Annotated in this window: 15 protein-coding genes; 5 read left to right on the forward strand and 10 right to left on the reverse strand. The window is 34.8% G+C overall.

All coding sequences use genetic code 11. The features are described from left to right. Positions 1-210: 210 nt before the first annotated feature. Together QM491_RS09855 and QM491_RS09860 are read right to left on the reverse strand one after the other, a co-directional pair. Positions 211-927, reverse strand: coding sequence for an MBL fold metallo-hydrolase (locus QM491_RS09855; protein ID WP_283327330.1), 717 nt, complete (start codon positions 925-927; stop codon positions 211-213). A 21-nt stretch (positions 928-948) separates the two neighbouring features. Beyond that, complete coding sequence (locus QM491_RS09860) at positions 949-2,151, reverse strand: MFS transporter (RefSeq protein WP_283327331.1); 1,203 nt, start codon at positions 2,149-2,151, stop codon at positions 949-951. A 274-nt stretch (positions 2,152-2,425) separates the two neighbouring features. On the opposite strand from QM491_RS09860, the gene QM491_RS09865 reads away from it, so the two are divergent. The 3 genes from QM491_RS09865 to QM491_RS09875 all read left to right on the forward strand — a co-directional run bounded on the left by QM491_RS09865 (position 2,426) and on the right by QM491_RS09875 (position 5,400). Further along, positions 2,426-3,307, forward strand: coding sequence for a LysR substrate-binding domain-containing protein (locus QM491_RS09865; protein WP_283327332.1), 882 nt, complete (start codon positions 2,426-2,428; stop codon positions 3,305-3,307). 55 nt (positions 3,308-3,362) lie between these two features. Next, entirely contained in the window at positions 3,363-4,262 is a 900-nt protein-coding gene (locus QM491_RS09870; RefSeq protein ID WP_283327333.1) for a helix-turn-helix domain-containing protein, read from the forward strand. A 118-nt stretch (positions 4,263-4,380) separates the two neighbouring features. Further along, the gene (locus QM491_RS09875; RefSeq protein WP_283327334.1) at positions 4,381-5,400 is read left to right on the forward strand and encodes an aldo/keto reductase; all 1,020 of its coding nucleotides are present in this window, start codon (positions 4,381-4,383) and stop codon (positions 5,398-5,400) included. A 211-nt stretch (positions 5,401-5,611) separates the two neighbouring features. Here the strand turns inward: QM491_RS09875 and QM491_RS09880 are convergent, their stop codons facing one another. After that, the gene (locus QM491_RS09880) at positions 5,612-6,607 is read right to left on the reverse strand and encodes an alpha/beta hydrolase (protein ID WP_283327486.1); all 996 of its coding nucleotides are present in this window, start codon (positions 6,605-6,607) and stop codon (positions 5,612-5,614) included. A gap of 173 nt (positions 6,608-6,780) precedes the next feature. Beyond that, positions 6,781-7,653, reverse strand: a complete 873-nt coding sequence (locus tag QM491_RS09885; RefSeq protein WP_283327335.1) for a helix-turn-helix domain-containing protein — start codon at positions 7,651-7,653, stop codon at positions 6,781-6,783. 88 nt (positions 7,654-7,741) lie between these two features. Between QM491_RS09885 and QM491_RS09890 the strand changes: the two genes are divergently transcribed. Further along, positions 7,742-8,293, forward strand: coding sequence for a DNA-3-methyladenine glycosylase I (locus QM491_RS09890; RefSeq protein WP_283327336.1), 552 nt, complete (start codon positions 7,742-7,744; stop codon positions 8,291-8,293). Positions 8,294-8,361: 68 nt separating this feature from the next. On the opposite strand, the gene QM491_RS09895 is transcribed toward QM491_RS09890, so the two are convergent. Together QM491_RS09895 and QM491_RS09900 are read right to left on the reverse strand one after the other, a co-directional pair. Beyond that, a complete protein-coding gene (locus QM491_RS09895) occupies positions 8,362-9,018 on the reverse strand; it encodes an RloB family protein (protein ID WP_283327337.1) in 657 nt (218 codons plus the stop codon). A 3-nt stretch (positions 9,019-9,021) separates the two neighbouring features. Continuing rightward, the gene (locus QM491_RS09900; protein WP_283327338.1) at positions 9,022-10,401 is read right to left on the reverse strand and encodes an AAA family ATPase; all 1,380 of its coding nucleotides are present in this window, start codon (positions 10,399-10,401) and stop codon (positions 9,022-9,024) included. 365 nt (positions 10,402-10,766) lie between these two features. Here QM491_RS09900 and QM491_RS09905 point away from each other — a divergent pair, with 365 nt between their 5' ends. After that, the gene (locus QM491_RS09905; RefSeq protein ID WP_283327339.1) at positions 10,767-12,503 is read left to right on the forward strand and encodes an Eco57I restriction-modification methylase domain-containing protein; all 1,737 of its coding nucleotides are present in this window, start codon (positions 10,767-10,769) and stop codon (positions 12,501-12,503) included. Here the strand turns inward: QM491_RS09905 and QM491_RS09910 are convergent. The 4 genes from QM491_RS09910 to QM491_RS09925 form a co-directional block, all read right to left on the reverse strand. Further along, positions 12,490-13,209 carry a hypothetical protein gene (locus QM491_RS09910; protein WP_283327340.1) on the reverse strand — a complete coding sequence of 240 codons (720 nt, stop codon included), beginning with the start codon at positions 13,207-13,209 and terminating at the stop codon, positions 12,490-12,492. The two genes, QM491_RS09905 and QM491_RS09910, sit on opposite strands and share 14 nt — an antisense overlap. Positions 13,210-13,211: 2 nt before the next feature. Next, positions 13,212-13,430, reverse strand: coding sequence for a helix-turn-helix domain-containing protein (locus QM491_RS09915; RefSeq protein ID WP_283327341.1), 219 nt, complete (start codon positions 13,428-13,430; stop codon positions 13,212-13,214). A gap of 235 nt (positions 13,431-13,665) precedes the next feature. Beyond that, positions 13,666-14,112: a carboxymuconolactone decarboxylase family protein gene (locus tag QM491_RS09920; RefSeq protein WP_283327342.1), complete on the reverse strand. Its 447-nt coding sequence runs from the start codon at positions 14,110-14,112 to the stop codon at positions 13,666-13,668. Positions 14,113-14,241: 129 nt separating this feature from the next. Further along, on the reverse strand, positions 14,242-14,829 hold the full coding sequence (locus QM491_RS09925; RefSeq protein WP_283327343.1) for a Crp/Fnr family transcriptional regulator: 588 nt from the start codon (positions 14,827-14,829) through the stop codon (positions 14,242-14,244). Between the last annotated feature and the right edge of the window lie 30 nt (positions 14,830-14,859).

A 14,859-nucleotide genomic window follows, 5' to 3' on the forward strand; every position in this document is an offset into this window, starting at 1 on the left:
TAGTTAATGTGTTAATTTTGTTCATGGCTCGTCTTTTTTAGTTTGTTTGGTTTTGCAACTACAAATCTAAAAAATTCAAGCCTTTTTTTATGATACTTCTGAAACCGTGATAATGTCTAATAATTCTTATTAAATGGATTTAGGTTTGATCTCGGGCTTTCGAAATCCTATTTTACTCCTGAACAAAATGTCATAAAATCGGAAAACAATCTATATCATCGTTTTTTCCATATCATGATAAAGTAAGATTTTCCAATTTTCTTCTTGGGCTTGATGCTTCCATTGAGTTCTTAGATCTCTGGCTTTTTTACCGTCATAATCCGATTTGTAGGCAATGCTATGTTGCCAGTAACTTTCCTGTGGAAGATTATCTGAGCCAAAGAAATAGGTTTCAGCACCGTCTCTAATCCAAAATACTTGTAAATATGGTGAGTGCCCTCCTACTACTTGATAGGAGATTTCAGGTGTGAGTATTCCGCTATCTTCCTGCATCCAAACCATGTTAGGTAGATGCTGTAATGGTATTAGTTTTGAGAAATTATAGGAGGTACTTTGTGTTTGCAAAAGTGCATATTCGTATTCTCTCTGTTGTCCAAAAACTTGGGCATTTGGAAAATTTATTTGGTATTTCCCATCCTTGATAACTCCCAAACCATCAATATGATCTTTATGAAAATGCGTCAGAAATACCTTAGTTATTTGTTCGGGACGAATTCCCTCTTTGGCTAACAAATCAAGGATAATCGGGCGCCCTAAGTCCTCGTGCCCCGAACCAGTTTCGATAAGGATATAATCGGTATTGGTAATGACTAGAAAAGGTTGCACTGCTAGTTTTAAACCTTGCTCATGTATCGCAGAGGTCAATGGGATAAACGCTCGATTTTTATCAACAAAATAGTTGCCTTCTTGTAAGGGGACAATTTTCATATTTTCAAGTGGAGTATGAGCCTATACACTCAGTACACGGCTCTTATTCAATATTTTATTTCTTAAAACAACCATGGTAATGATATTGACAAATGCCAAAACTACCAATAAACTGACAAATTTTTTGACACTAAAATGAGCAATCATATAGCCACTCAGCAGAGGTGTCAGCGCTTGTGCAACCATTGGTAGACCCGCTAATCTGCCCATGATTGTTGCATACGAGTCGGCGCCAAATATCCATAAAGGTAATGTTCCTCGCAAAATTGAGCGCATTCCATTGCCCAAACCAAAACAAATTACCGCTAAAAAAGCTATTTGCTGACTCATTAAAAATAACACCAGCCCAACAAAAATGGTTACTGACGATACCAAAGCTGAATTTAAAGGTGTTTTTTTAGGTAAAATTGCATCCAAAAATCGTATTCCCACTTGACTTGGCCCTAACATGGCACCAACACTTATTGCCATAGTCAAGGGAAGTCCATTGTCATTTAAGATTTCTACTAAATGGACTGAAATCCCAGTCATCAAGATAGAACCAATGGTAAAATTTACTAAAAGTATCGTAAACACACTGGTATTTTCTAAGCCTGTTGGGAGTTCTTGTTGAATATTCGTTGAGGTATTTTCCTCCTCTATCATTTGTACTTTTTCTGGAATCAAAAATTTGTGAACTGGAAAAACCCAAACGATAAGAATTCCTGCATACACAAAACAAGCATTGCGCCAGCCATAATGATTCAATAAAAAAGAAAGTAAAGGCCAAACAACCGTTGTGGTAAACCCAGAAATTAGAGTTACTTGTACAATAGATTTACGGGCGATTTTACCATATTTTTTACCTAAAGTAGCAAAAAGTGCATCATACAAACCCATTGCCATAGCTACACCAACCACACACCAGCCTAATAAAAATAGCAAAAAATGATGGGATAAACCTATGATAATAAGCCCCGCTCCCATGACAAATCCTGCATATAACAAATTGTAATTTTTAGCGATTGTCTCAATCATTTTTCCCACTTTAGATGCCAACATTCCTGATACCAACATCGCCAAAGACAAGGCGCCATACACCAATTGGTGCGACCATCCTGTTTCTGCAATAATTGGTTTGGCTAAAATAGCCAGCAAGAAAAATGACCCACCCCAAAGCAATATTTGGGTAAATCCTAAGATAAAATTTTTCGGTAATGAAACCGCCTTATATTCGATATTCATGAATTGGGATGTTTTACGTTATGCAACATTCTTCTCAATATCATCCACACTCTAGAAATGCTTCATGATTACGCTACAAAGTTGTAGAGAAGTTTTAAATTCGTAAAACGCTTTTTTTCTATCACATCAATCGGTATTTTCGATTTATAAAAGCCTTCTCAATTTCGGATTTGGGATATTTGATTTCGGATTTATAACAAATAAACCAAAATAGGGAATCCCCTAAAACAAACGCCAATTCACAATTCACTAACTCACAACTCACTAAATACCCATGGAGCTTCGTCAATTAAAATATTTCCTCAAGGCTAAAGAATTACTCAATTTTACAGAAGCAGCAGAGCAACTCAATATTAGTCAGAGCACTCTTTCTCAGCAGATTAAGCAGCTAGAAGATGAACTCGATATACCGTTATTCAATCGTATTGGCAAACGTGTTAACCTTACCGAAGCGGGTGCATTATTTGCAGATTTTGCTTTTCAAAGTATCAATAAGGCACAGGATGGATTGCTGATGCTAAGGGACTTACACAATTTTCAAACAGGAAAAATTACGATAGGGGTTACTTATGGACTGCGTTATGTACTGACTCCTGCACTGATTCGTTTTGCGACGCAATACCCACAAATTAAGATAAAAATCGTATTTGGTACTTCAGAAGAATTGATAGATAAATTAAATCATTTGGAACTTGATTTTGCCCTAAGTTTTTTTGGGGATATAGCTGTTGAAAAACATTTTGATTATCAAAATCTATTTTGCTCACCTATGACAGTTGTGACAGCTCCAAATTCAGCATTAGCGCAAAAAGAGATGATAACTTTAGAACAGATTACGCAATATCCATTGGTTCTTCCTGCCAAAGGATATATGACCAGCAAATTTGTTCATGATTTATTTGAGCGCCATGCCTTGTCGCCTAATATTGCGATTGAAATCAATGATATTCCGACTTTATTGGAATTGGTCAAAACAGGAAATTGGCATACGATTTTGGCAAAAACTTCGGTTAGTCAGAAAGACGGATTGGCAACGATTCCGCTTCTTGGTGAAAATATGGACCGAACGGCTATGATTATTTCAATGAAAGAAGTTTATCAGAAAAAGGCTGTCAAAGAATTTTATCGAATTCTGCATGAGGAAATTAACTTGTAATATAGTTTTCTCGTTGTCTTTTACATGTTCGTTTGATTTTTTATAACTTTACTTCATGGAAAAGGTTCATACATTAGAAGATTTTTATCTAAATAGCGCAGATTGTTTACCCGAAAACCTCCGTAAAGACGTAGGGCATTTCAATGTATTCAAGATGGAGGATTATATTGGTAAACCGACAAAATCTGTGCCTTATAGTCGCAAGGACTATTACAAAATTTCGTTGATTATTGGCAATAATATTTATCACTACGCTGACAAATCGATTGAAGTAAAGTCTGCAGGAATCTCATTTGCTAATCCTATGATTCCTTACAAAATCGAACGAATCGGGGAATCTCAGCGAGGATATTTTTGCGTGTTCACAGAAGCTTTTTTGAATCAAATTCCTAACATCAAAGAATATCCTATTTTCAAGCCTGGCAGTTTTCCCATTTATAATCTCGATGAGGAGCAAATTGAGGAGTTTCGACTTACTTTTGAACAGATGTCAGCTGAAATAAATGTCGATTATGCCTTCAAATACGATTTTTTGAGAGCATTAGTACAACAGGTTATTCATAAAGCCATGCGCTTGTCGCCCAATGATAATATCCAAAAACATACACATTCGGCCAATAATCGTATTACCTCTTTATTTGTGGAATTACTCGAAAGACAATTTCCGATTGAATCGCCTTTACAAAGAATGAAACTACGCATTCCTGCCGATTTTGCGGGGCATCTTTCCATTCATATCAATCACCTCAACCGTGCCTTGAAAACAGTTACAGGTAAAACTACCTCTCAGTTGATTCAAGAAAGGGTTTTGCAAGAGTCGCAAACCCTCCTCAAACATACCGATTGGAATATTGCGGAAATAGGATACGCCGTTGGATTTGACGATCCTTCGCATTTTACTTCCTTTTTCCGTCGTTCGTTGCAAACCACTCCAAAGTTATTCCGAGAAATATAAATTGTTTGATTTTTTATAGTTTCTGTTTCGTTTGGGATAACTGTACACAAGAGTTTTGTAAGAAATTTGCATCAGATTTTTAGTAAAAACTTTTTCAAAAACTAATAAAACAAAACCTATGAAATACAATTATGTAGGCGAAACTGGTCTTTTGGTATCAGAATTATGCCTCGGAACTATGACTTTTGGCGGACAAGACGCTGGTATGTGGAGTAACATTGGACAACTTCAACAGGAGGAAGTAAACCAATTAATCAAAGCAGCGATTGATGCAGGAATTAACTTTATCGATACGGCCAACATTTATTCATTTGGTCAGTCTGAACAACTACTCGGACAGTCACTTATTGACCTCGGTATCCGTCGTGATCAGGTGGTGATTGCAACCAAGGTTTTAGGCAGAATGGACGAATCGCCTAACAGTGCAGGCTTGTCACGCTATCATATTTTTAACTCAGTAGATGCAAGTTTGAAACGTCTTCAAATGGATTATGTGGACATTTTGTATGTTCACGGCGTTGACCCTCGTACTTCGGTTGAGCAAATTGTACATACCTTAAATGATGTAGTAAATGCAGGAAAAGCTCGCTACATTGCCATTTGTAACTGGCCCGCATGGATGGTGGCTACAGCGCAAGAAATTGCCAAAAGCCACAACTGGCATCATTTCATTGGTTTACAGTACTATTACTCGGCTGTTTCTCGTGATATTGAGCATGAATTAGTACCGATGGCACAGCATCACAAATTAGCAATTTTCCCTTGGAGTCCATTGGCTGGTGGTTTCTTAAGTGGCAAATATACCCGTCAGCAGGTAGTAGCGGGGTCGAGAAGAGAGAATTTTGATTTTCCTCCAATCGACAAAGAAAAAGCTTATGATTTGGTAGATGTTATGCAGGAAATTGCAATAGCTAATCAAACCACCGTGGCACAAGTAGCTTTGGCATGGGTTCGTCATCAACCAGGTGTTACCAGTACGATTATCGGAGCTAAAACAATTACTCAGTTACAAGACAATATTGCTTCGACTCAGATACAACTTTCGGCTGAAGATTTGCAGAAAATTGATGCAGTGAGTCCACTTCCAATGCAATACCCAGGCTGGATGGTAAAACGTCAAGGAGATTATAGAAAATAATTGAGTGGATTGTGATTTAGTGATTATTCTTCGTGAATTTAACTTGTAGAGACGCAACGATTGCGTCTGAGGATGTGTCAATGGGGAATAGAATAAATAATCAAAAAAGGCGTTCGAAATGAGTTTTTCGAACGCCTTTTTTGATTCTAATACATTTTACAATAATCCCTCAATCAAAAATCACTAAATCTAGGGAATGTCTCTTTTTTTGCTATTTCAACGCTTCTTTGATTGCTAATGCTGCTTGCAAGACGGCAACTTTAGAGGCCGTAACACCTGAAATAGGGTTCAACATACCGTAGTCATGAATCAATCCATTATATCTTGCTAAAGTAACTTTTACACCTGCTTCATTGAGCTTTCTCGCATAAGCCTCCCCTTCGTCACGTAACACATCATTTTCGGCTGTTTGTACCAATGCCTCTGGCAAACCTTTTAATTGCTCTACCGTAGCTTGTAAAGGTGAAGCGTAGATTTCTTGACGTTTTTCTACCTCTGGCAAATAGTTGTCCCAAAACCATTTCATCATATTTTTAGTCAAAAAGCGACCTTCTGCAAACTCGTTATATGAACCTGTCTCGAAGTTGGCGTCGGTAACAGGCCATAAAAGTACTTGTAGTTTTATCGCTGGTCCGTGGTTATTTTTTGCCATAAGCGCAACTACCGCTGACATGTTCCCTCCTACACTATTACCTACTACTGCTAAGTTTTTACCATTTACGCCTATCTCTTTACCATGTTCGGCTACCCATTGTGTAGCAGCATAAATTTCATTGATTGCTACTGGATACTTTGCTTCTGGCGATGGAGTATAATCAGGAAAAACAGCCACGGCGCTACTATTTACCACTAGGTCACGGACTAATCTTCTATGTGTTGGATAGTCTCCTAACACCCAACCTCCTCCGTGCACAAAGATAAAAACAGGTGCGTTTGGTTTTACGCCTACAGGCTTGGTGATATGTACTTTTACTTTATATCCATTTTGAGAAATTACTTTTTCGCTCTCTTGAATTCCAGAATAATCTACCTGAACCGATTTCTGAGCACCAATCAATACTTGACGTGCATCGGCTGGACTGAGTTGTTCGAGCGGTTTACCATTACTTGTGTTGAGTGCTTTCAAAAACAGTCTTATTTCGGTAAAAACTTGTGGGTCATCCTGACCAGCATAAGGGCGTAATTGACCCAATGTGATATGCGCCATTAAAGCGAATAATAGTACTAAAAATGATTTTACAATTGTTAATTCTTGAGTGCTGCCATTATTTAAGGCAAGTGCTTGAGCTTTCATGTTTTGATTTGTTTAGTTGTTGTTTCAAATTGATATGACAAAATTACTCCAACGAACCACCCAGATAAAGGCACAAAAGCATACAACTATTGTACTTTTTTCCCATGAAGGTATTTATTTCTAAAATTAGTCGTCGTATCACCTACTTTTTGAGCAAAAAGGCGATTAAAATAGGCAGGGTCGTCATACCCCAAGTGATACGCAATTTCTTTAGCGCTCATTTGTGTGTAGGTCAGAAGGCGTTTTGCCTCCAAAATAATACGGTCTTTGATTACTTCATTGGGCTGAGACAAATGCAATCTTTTAAATTTATGTGTCAAGGTTTTTGGGGCAAACCCCAATAAGTCCGCATAGTCAGCGACGCTATGTTTTTCTTTATAATGGATTTCTACCAATCGACTAAAATCTCGATAAAACTCCATGTCACTATTAGTTCCGTCTTGAACTTGGTGTAGTTCTTGCTTTTTCCAGATGCGAGTCGCACGAATGATTAACTGTTTCAAATATACTCTTAACATTTCTTCCTGCCCTGATTCGTTCATGGTCAGCTCCTCCTCTATTTGTGCCCAAAGTTGATTTGCCCATCCCTGTTCGCTTGTAGGAAGTTCCACCATCGGCATATTTTGCAAATTGTTAAACAATAAACCATCGCAAGCCACCTCGGCATCATGAATTTGAATACAATAAAAATCACGGTTGTAATACAACATGTATCCTATCTGCTCACCCACTTGGTCTATCTGTAAAAACTGATTGGAGTTCACAAAAAACAAACTCGGTTCTACCGTTTGGTATTCTTGAAAATCTACTTTTAGTTGGTATCCTTGGGGCAAGTACAAGACCTTAATAAATGGTTTGTACATATCACTATTAGCTGATGCCAAAGTATCCGTTGAAAGTGGTAATAAACCTAATTTTTTATAATGTGATTCGAAAATAGAAGGCGTTTGCTGAGTCATGTTAGCGGGAGGTAAGGATTCCTTTTTTAAAAGAACTATTTCGAAATTACTTACGTTGATTGAGTTTAACAAATCTATAACCCGACCTATGTCTTATTGCAAAGCTATTCAAAATATGCAAGCTGCCGACCGCAAGGCCTTGCATGCCAACTATCATGACTATCACTACGGCTTCCCGATTCACGACGATAATGCACTATTTGGAAGATTGATTTTAGAAATCAACCAAGCGGGTTTGAGCTGGGAAACAATCCTCAAAAAAGAACATGCCTTTAAAGAAGCCTATAGTCATTACGATATCAACAAAGTAGCTTCTTACACAGAGGAAGATAGAGAAAGGCTTTTATCAGATGCTGGCATTATTCGCAATCGCTTAAAAATCAATGCAGCGATAGAAAACGCAAAAAAAATTCAGGTTTTGCAAAAGGAATATGGCTCTTTCGAAAAATGGCTAGAAGCACACCATCCCAAAACCAAGGAAGAATGGGTAAAACTTTTCAAAAAGACTTTCAAATTTACAGGAGGTGAAATTGTAGGCGAATTTTTGATGAGCATTGGCTATCTCAAAGGTTCACACGACGACGATTGTCCGACACAACAAAAAGTACTTGCCCAAAACCCTAAATGGGCGGAAGTTTAATGGTGAATTCATTCTGGTTTCCCTCCTTTAAATGGGTTTAGAGGAGGGGCAACTAGGATATGAAATAGCTACCCATGTTTTTTTAGTTTCATAACAACTTTATAAACGTGAGAGCCTAAATTTTTAGGATATTCTTCATCTTTTTCATCTAATTGCTTTGCTTGTTCGATAGCAAAATCAACGGTTGGAAGAAATAACTCTGGCTTGGGATTACTTTTATTATACGCACCTAAAATTTCCACTATTTTAGCATCTACGTAATTTTTCTTGCTACTTACTTTCCCATTTTTCAACATTAAATTAAGCTCTTCTTCACTGTATTCTGCGATATCTTTAATGTGTAAAAGTAACCAAAACTCAAAGCAAGGATTACTCACAGCGACAAACATATTTGACTGCTTTTTACATTCTGAAATTATATCTGGAATGTTTTTCCATCTATCTGTATCAATTATCATCCAAAGCTCATCGGTATCCTTAAAATTATACTCATCTTTTGCTTCCTTTTTCAGTTTTCTAAAGACGTGATTTGGAGCACTATTGGTGTCTTTTTTAGGTCGTTTTAGGAGGTGTAAAAATATCAAGGCATCATTGAAAACCTCTGAGTTCTTAAATTCCTCAAAATAGATTTCTTCCGTATCGTTCCCTTCAAAGGCTAAAACTATTATTTTTTCTTTTTCTAAAGAATTGCTTTCTCTAAATAAATCCTCTCTTTCTCTTGGCATAATTTACAATAAATGATGATTTAAAATTGTAAGCTTATTTCTATTGCCTATGCGAGGTACTGCCTTAAATCTTCCTAATAAATAATCTTTTCTAATTTCTTTGTCGAATCGTACATTGTAATCTTCGAGAGAATGAAGTTTACTGGCTCCAAAATTATCTTTTACCACAAACCAAACTTCATCTTTTCGTAATAATTTTTGAGTTAATACAGATGATTCGTGACTAGCCAAAATAAGTTGGCTATTAATATTTGTAGCTTTTGAAATAAACAAATCGATTAAATCGTACATCAGATTAGGGTGCAGACTCCTTTCCATTTCGTCAATAATAAATACATTATCACCTTTTAACAAGTCCATTAAAAGTGGTATAAAATCCATTATTCTATTTGTTCCGTCAGACTCATCACTTGTATCAAACTTTTCTAATTCGTCCTGTCCTTTAACAGAATGCTTAGTCATAAATTTCTCTACAACTAAATCTGTATCTTTTATAGAAAGAAAATAGGTGGTATTTCTATTTGACAGAATTGAAGCTCTTACATTTTCTGACTTCTTACTTAATAGATCTTCTTTTATTTTACTTAAAATTGATTTAGGCACATCTACGCTATCAAAATCAACTTTTTCAAGGCATACACCATTAATACCAGTATCAAAATATTTTAAAAACTGCTCAAATGTTGTTAATAACTCTTCATCTTGATTCAATTCAAACTTCAAACCCTCATTGTATTTGTCATCAGGAAAAATAACTTTTAAAGAGTTTTGAAACCAATCTATCACATTCAGTATATCTTCAATTTTTGAAACATTTTCTTTAACTTTTCGAGTTCTGATTTCATTTAAAAACAACTGATTATTAGGTGTTCCTTTTGCGATAAATTTCAAAAATTGCTTTTCTTCGTCAGATTTGATATTTTTCACAATATTATCCAAATCATATATTTGGCTATTATTGATGTTTCTTTCAAATATTTTCACTTCGCTCTTCAAGCTCACCTCAAATAGCCATTCCTCCTTTATGGCAGTGGAATCAAAAACAAATCCATAAGCATAATTTTTGCCATTGTGTTGGATAACATATTCGATTCTAGAATCTTTATTAGTACAATTTTTATCTAATCTGAATTTTTGATAGTCAATAATAGATTCAGGATTTGTTCCTCGTAATACCAATCTTTTTCCAAATTCGATTGCTTTGATGAGGTTTGACTTTCCAGAAGCATTGGCACCAAATAACACGGAAGTTTTAAGGACAGAGATTCCTTTGATTTTTTTTGTCTTATGTTCTCCCTTTAGCGTTCCTTTGCCTGGTAATAATGAGAAATTCTGTCTGCCATTAAATGACGAAAAATTCTCTACAGAAAACTTAATTAACATACATTTTAGTTTTATCTATGCAAATTTAGTGATTTTTTCACAAATAGTGTATTTTTAATAGGTTTTAACAATCGGTATAAAGGCATTCTGAAAAAAATAAGGGCGTGCATATTAGCATAAGCTACTTTTATCCCCCTAAGCTTCTAAAACATCTATTTAAGCTAAGATTTGAACAAAAAAACCTCCTCTAAAATGGGTTTAGAGGAGGGGAATAAAATATTGGGGGTTGCAATAGAAATGACTGTTATCTATTAGTATTCTGTCATTCAAATATTTAGTCTATTCAGCAGAAAAGTACTTGTAGTTTATAAGTATCATTGTATATTTTTTTACATTTGTCAATGTTAATTAAACGTAATAGTATAATGCTAATTAAAGAACTTAAAAGTACAAGTCAAATCTCATCCTTTCTTCTAAGAATTGCCTTTGGTCAAAACGACTATGAACAAGGTTTAGACAAAATTGATAGGAAGAAAAAGGGTGTTTTCTTTACAAACTCTGTTAACACAGTCGAAAATTTACTAGATGTTGTTTTAATTGATTCAGGAATTTTTACCAAAAGAATCCTTGAACCGTCTTGTGGTCAAGGTATTTTTATTTTACAATTGTTATCCGATATTTATTTAAAGTTTCCTGATGCTTTACTGATTTCAAACTTTATAACAAATAATATTTTCTTTGTTGATGTCCAAGATGAAATGGTTGAAAAAACCAAAAGTAATATTCAAAAATTATACACTTTTCTTTTTGATGAAGCTTTTCAAGGTTCATTTAACGGAATAACTTGGGATTTTACAGATAAAGTTTCTTCTGGATTATCGCTGTTTGATGAAGTTAGGACTACTCCATTTTCTAATTTATATAATTCGTTCGATTATGTAATCGGCAATCCACCTTATATTACATTGTATGGAAGAAGAGATAAAAAGGAGAATGAAGAACAAAGAATAAATTACTTAAATAATTATCATCAATTTCCCAGTTCAGTAAAAAATGGGAAACTTAATCTTGTGATGTTATTCATAGAACACTCGCTTGATTTTTTGAAAGAGAACGGTCAGTTGAGTTTTATTATTGATGTTTCTTTTTTTGAAACAGCTTATGAGTTTACAAGAAAATATTTATTAGACAATACAACTATTGATGAGTTGCAGGTAAACATTAAAGATTTTGATGTTGCGAGTGGTCAAGTAATTATTAAACTTTCAAAAACTAAAAGTGTAAATCATAATGTACAAATCATTGACCATAAAACAGGAAATCGATATTTGGTTGAACAGTCAAGTTGGTATAATAAAAATGATGAGTATAAATTCAGATACAATGGGTGCTCCATTTCAAAGCAAATTTTAGACAAGGTTGAAGCCAAAAAAGATAAAACCATATTACAATTATACCCAAACAAGAATTTACGTACTTGTGTGATGCTTTTAGATATGGAAGATAAATTTACTTTCATAGACAAAGGAAATAGAGAAGAAAATTTATTGTATCCCTATTATCAAGGTTCAAAAGCGCTTTCCGAAAAGTATGGTAAACTGGATTTTAAAAAATATTTTTATTACGATAAATCCTTACAAGATTCTATTAATGATGAGTTAAAAATGGAACTTGAAAAACAAGGCATTAAGAATAAAAAAAGATTAGGGTTAGGCGAAACGATTATTTATGATAATCCAAAATTGTTTATTAGACAGTCGGCAAAAGAGATAATTGCTACAATTGATTTAGGTAAAAGTTCGGCAAATAATAGTCTTTACGTTTTTTCACTGAGAAATAATTCTGCAGAAACAATTGAATTTTTATATTTTTTATGTGGCTTTCTGAATACAGACTTTGTAACTTACTATGCTCAACAAATGAATATAATAAGGTTTTCACAAGGCAAACAACCGCAAATAAAAATTGGTGATTTAGGAACTATTTATATCCCTAGTGACATTAAATTACAAAATGAAATATCAAGATTCTGTAAAGAAATCTACACCAATTTTGGCTCAAAAGATTCAGTCAAAACTCAAATAGATAAATTGGTTTACTCTTACTATGAGTTGTCTAATATTGAAATTACTACGATTGAGGCAAGTATCAAAGATTTTTGATACTTGCTTCTTGTGATTTATTAAGCTCTTTGAGCTGGTCTAATGATAAGTCTTTTTTGAAATTACCTTGTTTTAAATTTTCTAATTCTTCCGTTGCCTTTTTCAGTTTTCTTTCGTTAGATTCAATTTTCTTTTGAAGTAAAAACTCTAAAAATTCTTCTCGGGTTCTGTATATTGGTTCTGCAAAACCATTGACTTGCATTTGGTTTGCAGGTGTTATTCTCATTGTACTACTAACATCCTTAAGGAAATATGATTTTACAAATATCTCCTTATTTTTCACAAACTCTAACCCTGTTTCATTTCCTTTGTAATAGACAAGAATATAAGCTAAATAAAAATACCCACTATTGATCAATGTCAGTATTTTGTCTGGTGTACCACTATCAGGATTTGTGTCGTCATTATCAACATTAATGGCTTTAAAATCAATCCAAAGCAATTCTTTGTGGTTGTTGATTTCAAAAAATGTTTGTATATCAAAAGGATTTTTTGTTTTCCCTTCGGGTGAAGCCAAAGACTCTTTAAAGTATTGATGTTTTTGGGTAAATTCTACAAACTTGCTTTCAAGAAATTTGCTAATTCCATCTCCAACTCGTTCACCCTTCTTAACAGCAATATTTAATTTGGGATTTGCAATGATTATATCTCTTACAAGTTCATCTAATTGATTAGTAATAAGTGTTTCGTATGCTTGAATATCCATATTTACTTAAATAATTCTGATTGAAAAAATTGATAAACAGACATATCAAGAGCTTTTGCAATTTTTTCAATGTTTGCTATTGAAACATTTCTTTTCCCTTGCTCAATACTTGCGATATAGGTCCTATCAAGCTCACAAATAAATGAGAACTTTTCTTGACTAAGCCCCTTTTCATTTCTAAGTTCTTTAAGCCTTATTCCTAGTTTAATTCTTATGTCCATGTGTATAAAGTTCCTTGTTTGTAGTTTATAAAACAACGGACTATAAGTATAGTTATGGATATTATTTGAAATAATTGCACATCATTTAATAATTATAGCCTCGATTCTGTGAGCTTGCTACCAACGAAAATCCCCCCCAACAACTTTCTTACCCAACGTCAATATACCAATAAAACCCTGACAGAAATATCCATTTCCATCAGGGTTTGTGTCACTATTAGCGTTTCTGGTTAAGCTAAAACTTCTCTCCTACGGTAATGTGTGTGCTTACCGAAATACGATTCCATGCATTTATTGCAACTACAATCATAATGACTTGGGCAATGTAATCTTCGCTGAAGTATTTCAGGGCGTTTTGATAGGTTTCTTCTGTCAAACCTTTCTCACTGATGAGCGTAATTTCTTCTGTTATGGCTAATACCACCTTTTCCTCCTCCGTAAATAGGTCTGTTTCTCGCCAAGCATCTAGTAATAGAAGGCGCTGCGTTGTTTCACCATTTTTTAGGGCGTCTTTGCTGTGCATATCGATACAAAAAGCACAATGGTTGATTTGTGAGGCACGCAACTTGATAAACTCTTTGTGAGTTTTACTTACTGAGGTCGTTGTCAAATATTGTTCTAATCCGTACATGGCTTTCCAAGCCGCTGGCTGTGATGCGTGAATTTTTACTCTAGTTGTCATGGTATGATGTCAATTTGTCGTTTAAAAATATCCATCGAATTTTATTATTATTTTCGTCGCTGGACTACATGACAAAGTTCACTTTTTGACTAAAGAAAAAACTTAAACCAGTTTAAGAACGCTCAAATGCTACTTTTTTTCTAAGGTTTTTTTCTTGCGAAGTTCACTCAAATACTCTGGTGAAAAACCCAGAAATGATGCCAATACTTTCTGCGGAATCCGCTGAACAAATTCGGGGTAATGCGAGGCAAAATGTTCATAAAAAATATCTTTCGACATCGTATAAAGGAATTTGACCCGAAGCAAGGACGCCGAGTACGCTCGTTGGTAGACTTTTCTAAAATACCGTTCCAATTTGGGTACTTCACACAAGAGTTTTTCCAAACTCTCGTGAGTAATTACCATCACCTCTACTTTTTCGAGTGCTTGTATGCTAAAACCCGATTCTCCAGATTTTTCGAAGGCCATCAGATCGGTCATCCACCACGTTTCAAGCGCAAATTGAATGGTTTGCTCCTGCCCTTTTTCATTCATAAAATACAATCTCAAACAGCCTTTCGACACAAAAAATAAGTTCTTACAGATATTACCCTCTTGTAACAAATGCTCTTTTTTTTGATATTCTTGCCCTTGAAAATAACTCAAAACACAAGCAATTTCGGTATCTGTCAATGTAATTTGTTCGGTTATATGTGTAATAAGTGGATGTTGAGACATGGTTTGGAGAGTTTAAATTGGCTTGTAGTT

Source organism: Flectobacillus longus (assembly GCF_030056705.1).
In the GTDB taxonomy this organism is placed as follows: Bacteria; Bacteroidota; Bacteroidia; order Cytophagales; family Spirosomataceae; genus Flectobacillus; species Flectobacillus longus.

Excerpts from the sequence above, each read along its gene's own strand:
- QM491_RS09880 (WP_283327486.1), bottom strand. The coding sequence starts at position 6,607 with ATGGCGCATATCACATTGGGTCAATTACGCCCTTATGCTGGTCAGGAT.
- QM491_RS09905 (WP_283327339.1), top strand. The coding sequence starts at position 10,767 with ATGCTAATTAAAGAACTTAAAAGTACAAGTCAAATCTCATCCTTTCTT.
- QM491_RS09920 (WP_283327342.1), bottom strand. The coding sequence starts at position 14,112 with ATGACAACTAGAGTAAAAATTCACGCATCACAGCCAGCGGCTTGGAAA.
- QM491_RS09910 (WP_283327340.1), bottom strand. The coding sequence starts at position 13,209 with ATGGATATTCAAGCATACGAAACACTTATTACTAATCAATTAGATGAA.
- QM491_RS09915 (WP_283327341.1), bottom strand. The coding sequence starts at position 13,430 with ATGGACATAAGAATTAAACTAGGAATAAGGCTTAAAGAACTTAGAAAT.
- QM491_RS09890 (WP_283327336.1), top strand. The coding sequence starts at position 7,742 with ATGTCTTATTGCAAAGCTATTCAAAATATGCAAGCTGCCGACCGCAAG.
- QM491_RS09865 (WP_283327332.1), top strand. The coding sequence starts at position 2,426 with ATGGAGCTTCGTCAATTAAAATATTTCCTCAAGGCTAAAGAATTACTC.
- QM491_RS09895 (WP_283327337.1), bottom strand. The coding sequence starts at position 9,018 with ATGCCAAGAGAAAGAGAGGATTTATTTAGAGAAAGCAATTCTTTAGAA.
- QM491_RS09860 (WP_283327331.1), bottom strand. The coding sequence starts at position 2,151 with ATGAATATCGAATATAAGGCGGTTTCATTACCGAAAAATTTTATCTTA.
- QM491_RS09870 (WP_283327333.1), top strand. The coding sequence starts at position 3,363 with ATGGAAAAGGTTCATACATTAGAAGATTTTTATCTAAATAGCGCAGAT.
- QM491_RS09900 (WP_283327338.1), bottom strand. The coding sequence starts at position 10,401 with ATGTTAATTAAGTTTTCTGTAGAGAATTTTTCGTCATTTAATGGCAGA.
- QM491_RS09875 (WP_283327334.1), top strand. The coding sequence starts at position 4,381 with ATGAAATACAATTATGTAGGCGAAACTGGTCTTTTGGTATCAGAATTA.
- QM491_RS09885 (WP_283327335.1), bottom strand. The coding sequence starts at position 7,653 with ATGACTCAGCAAACGCCTTCTATTTTCGAATCACATTATAAAAAATTA.
- QM491_RS09855 (WP_283327330.1), bottom strand. The coding sequence starts at position 927 with ATGAAAATTGTCCCCTTACAAGAAGGCAACTATTTTGTTGATAAAAAT.
- QM491_RS09925 (WP_283327343.1), bottom strand. The coding sequence starts at position 14,829 with ATGTCTCAACATCCACTTATTACACATATAACCGAACAAATTACATTG.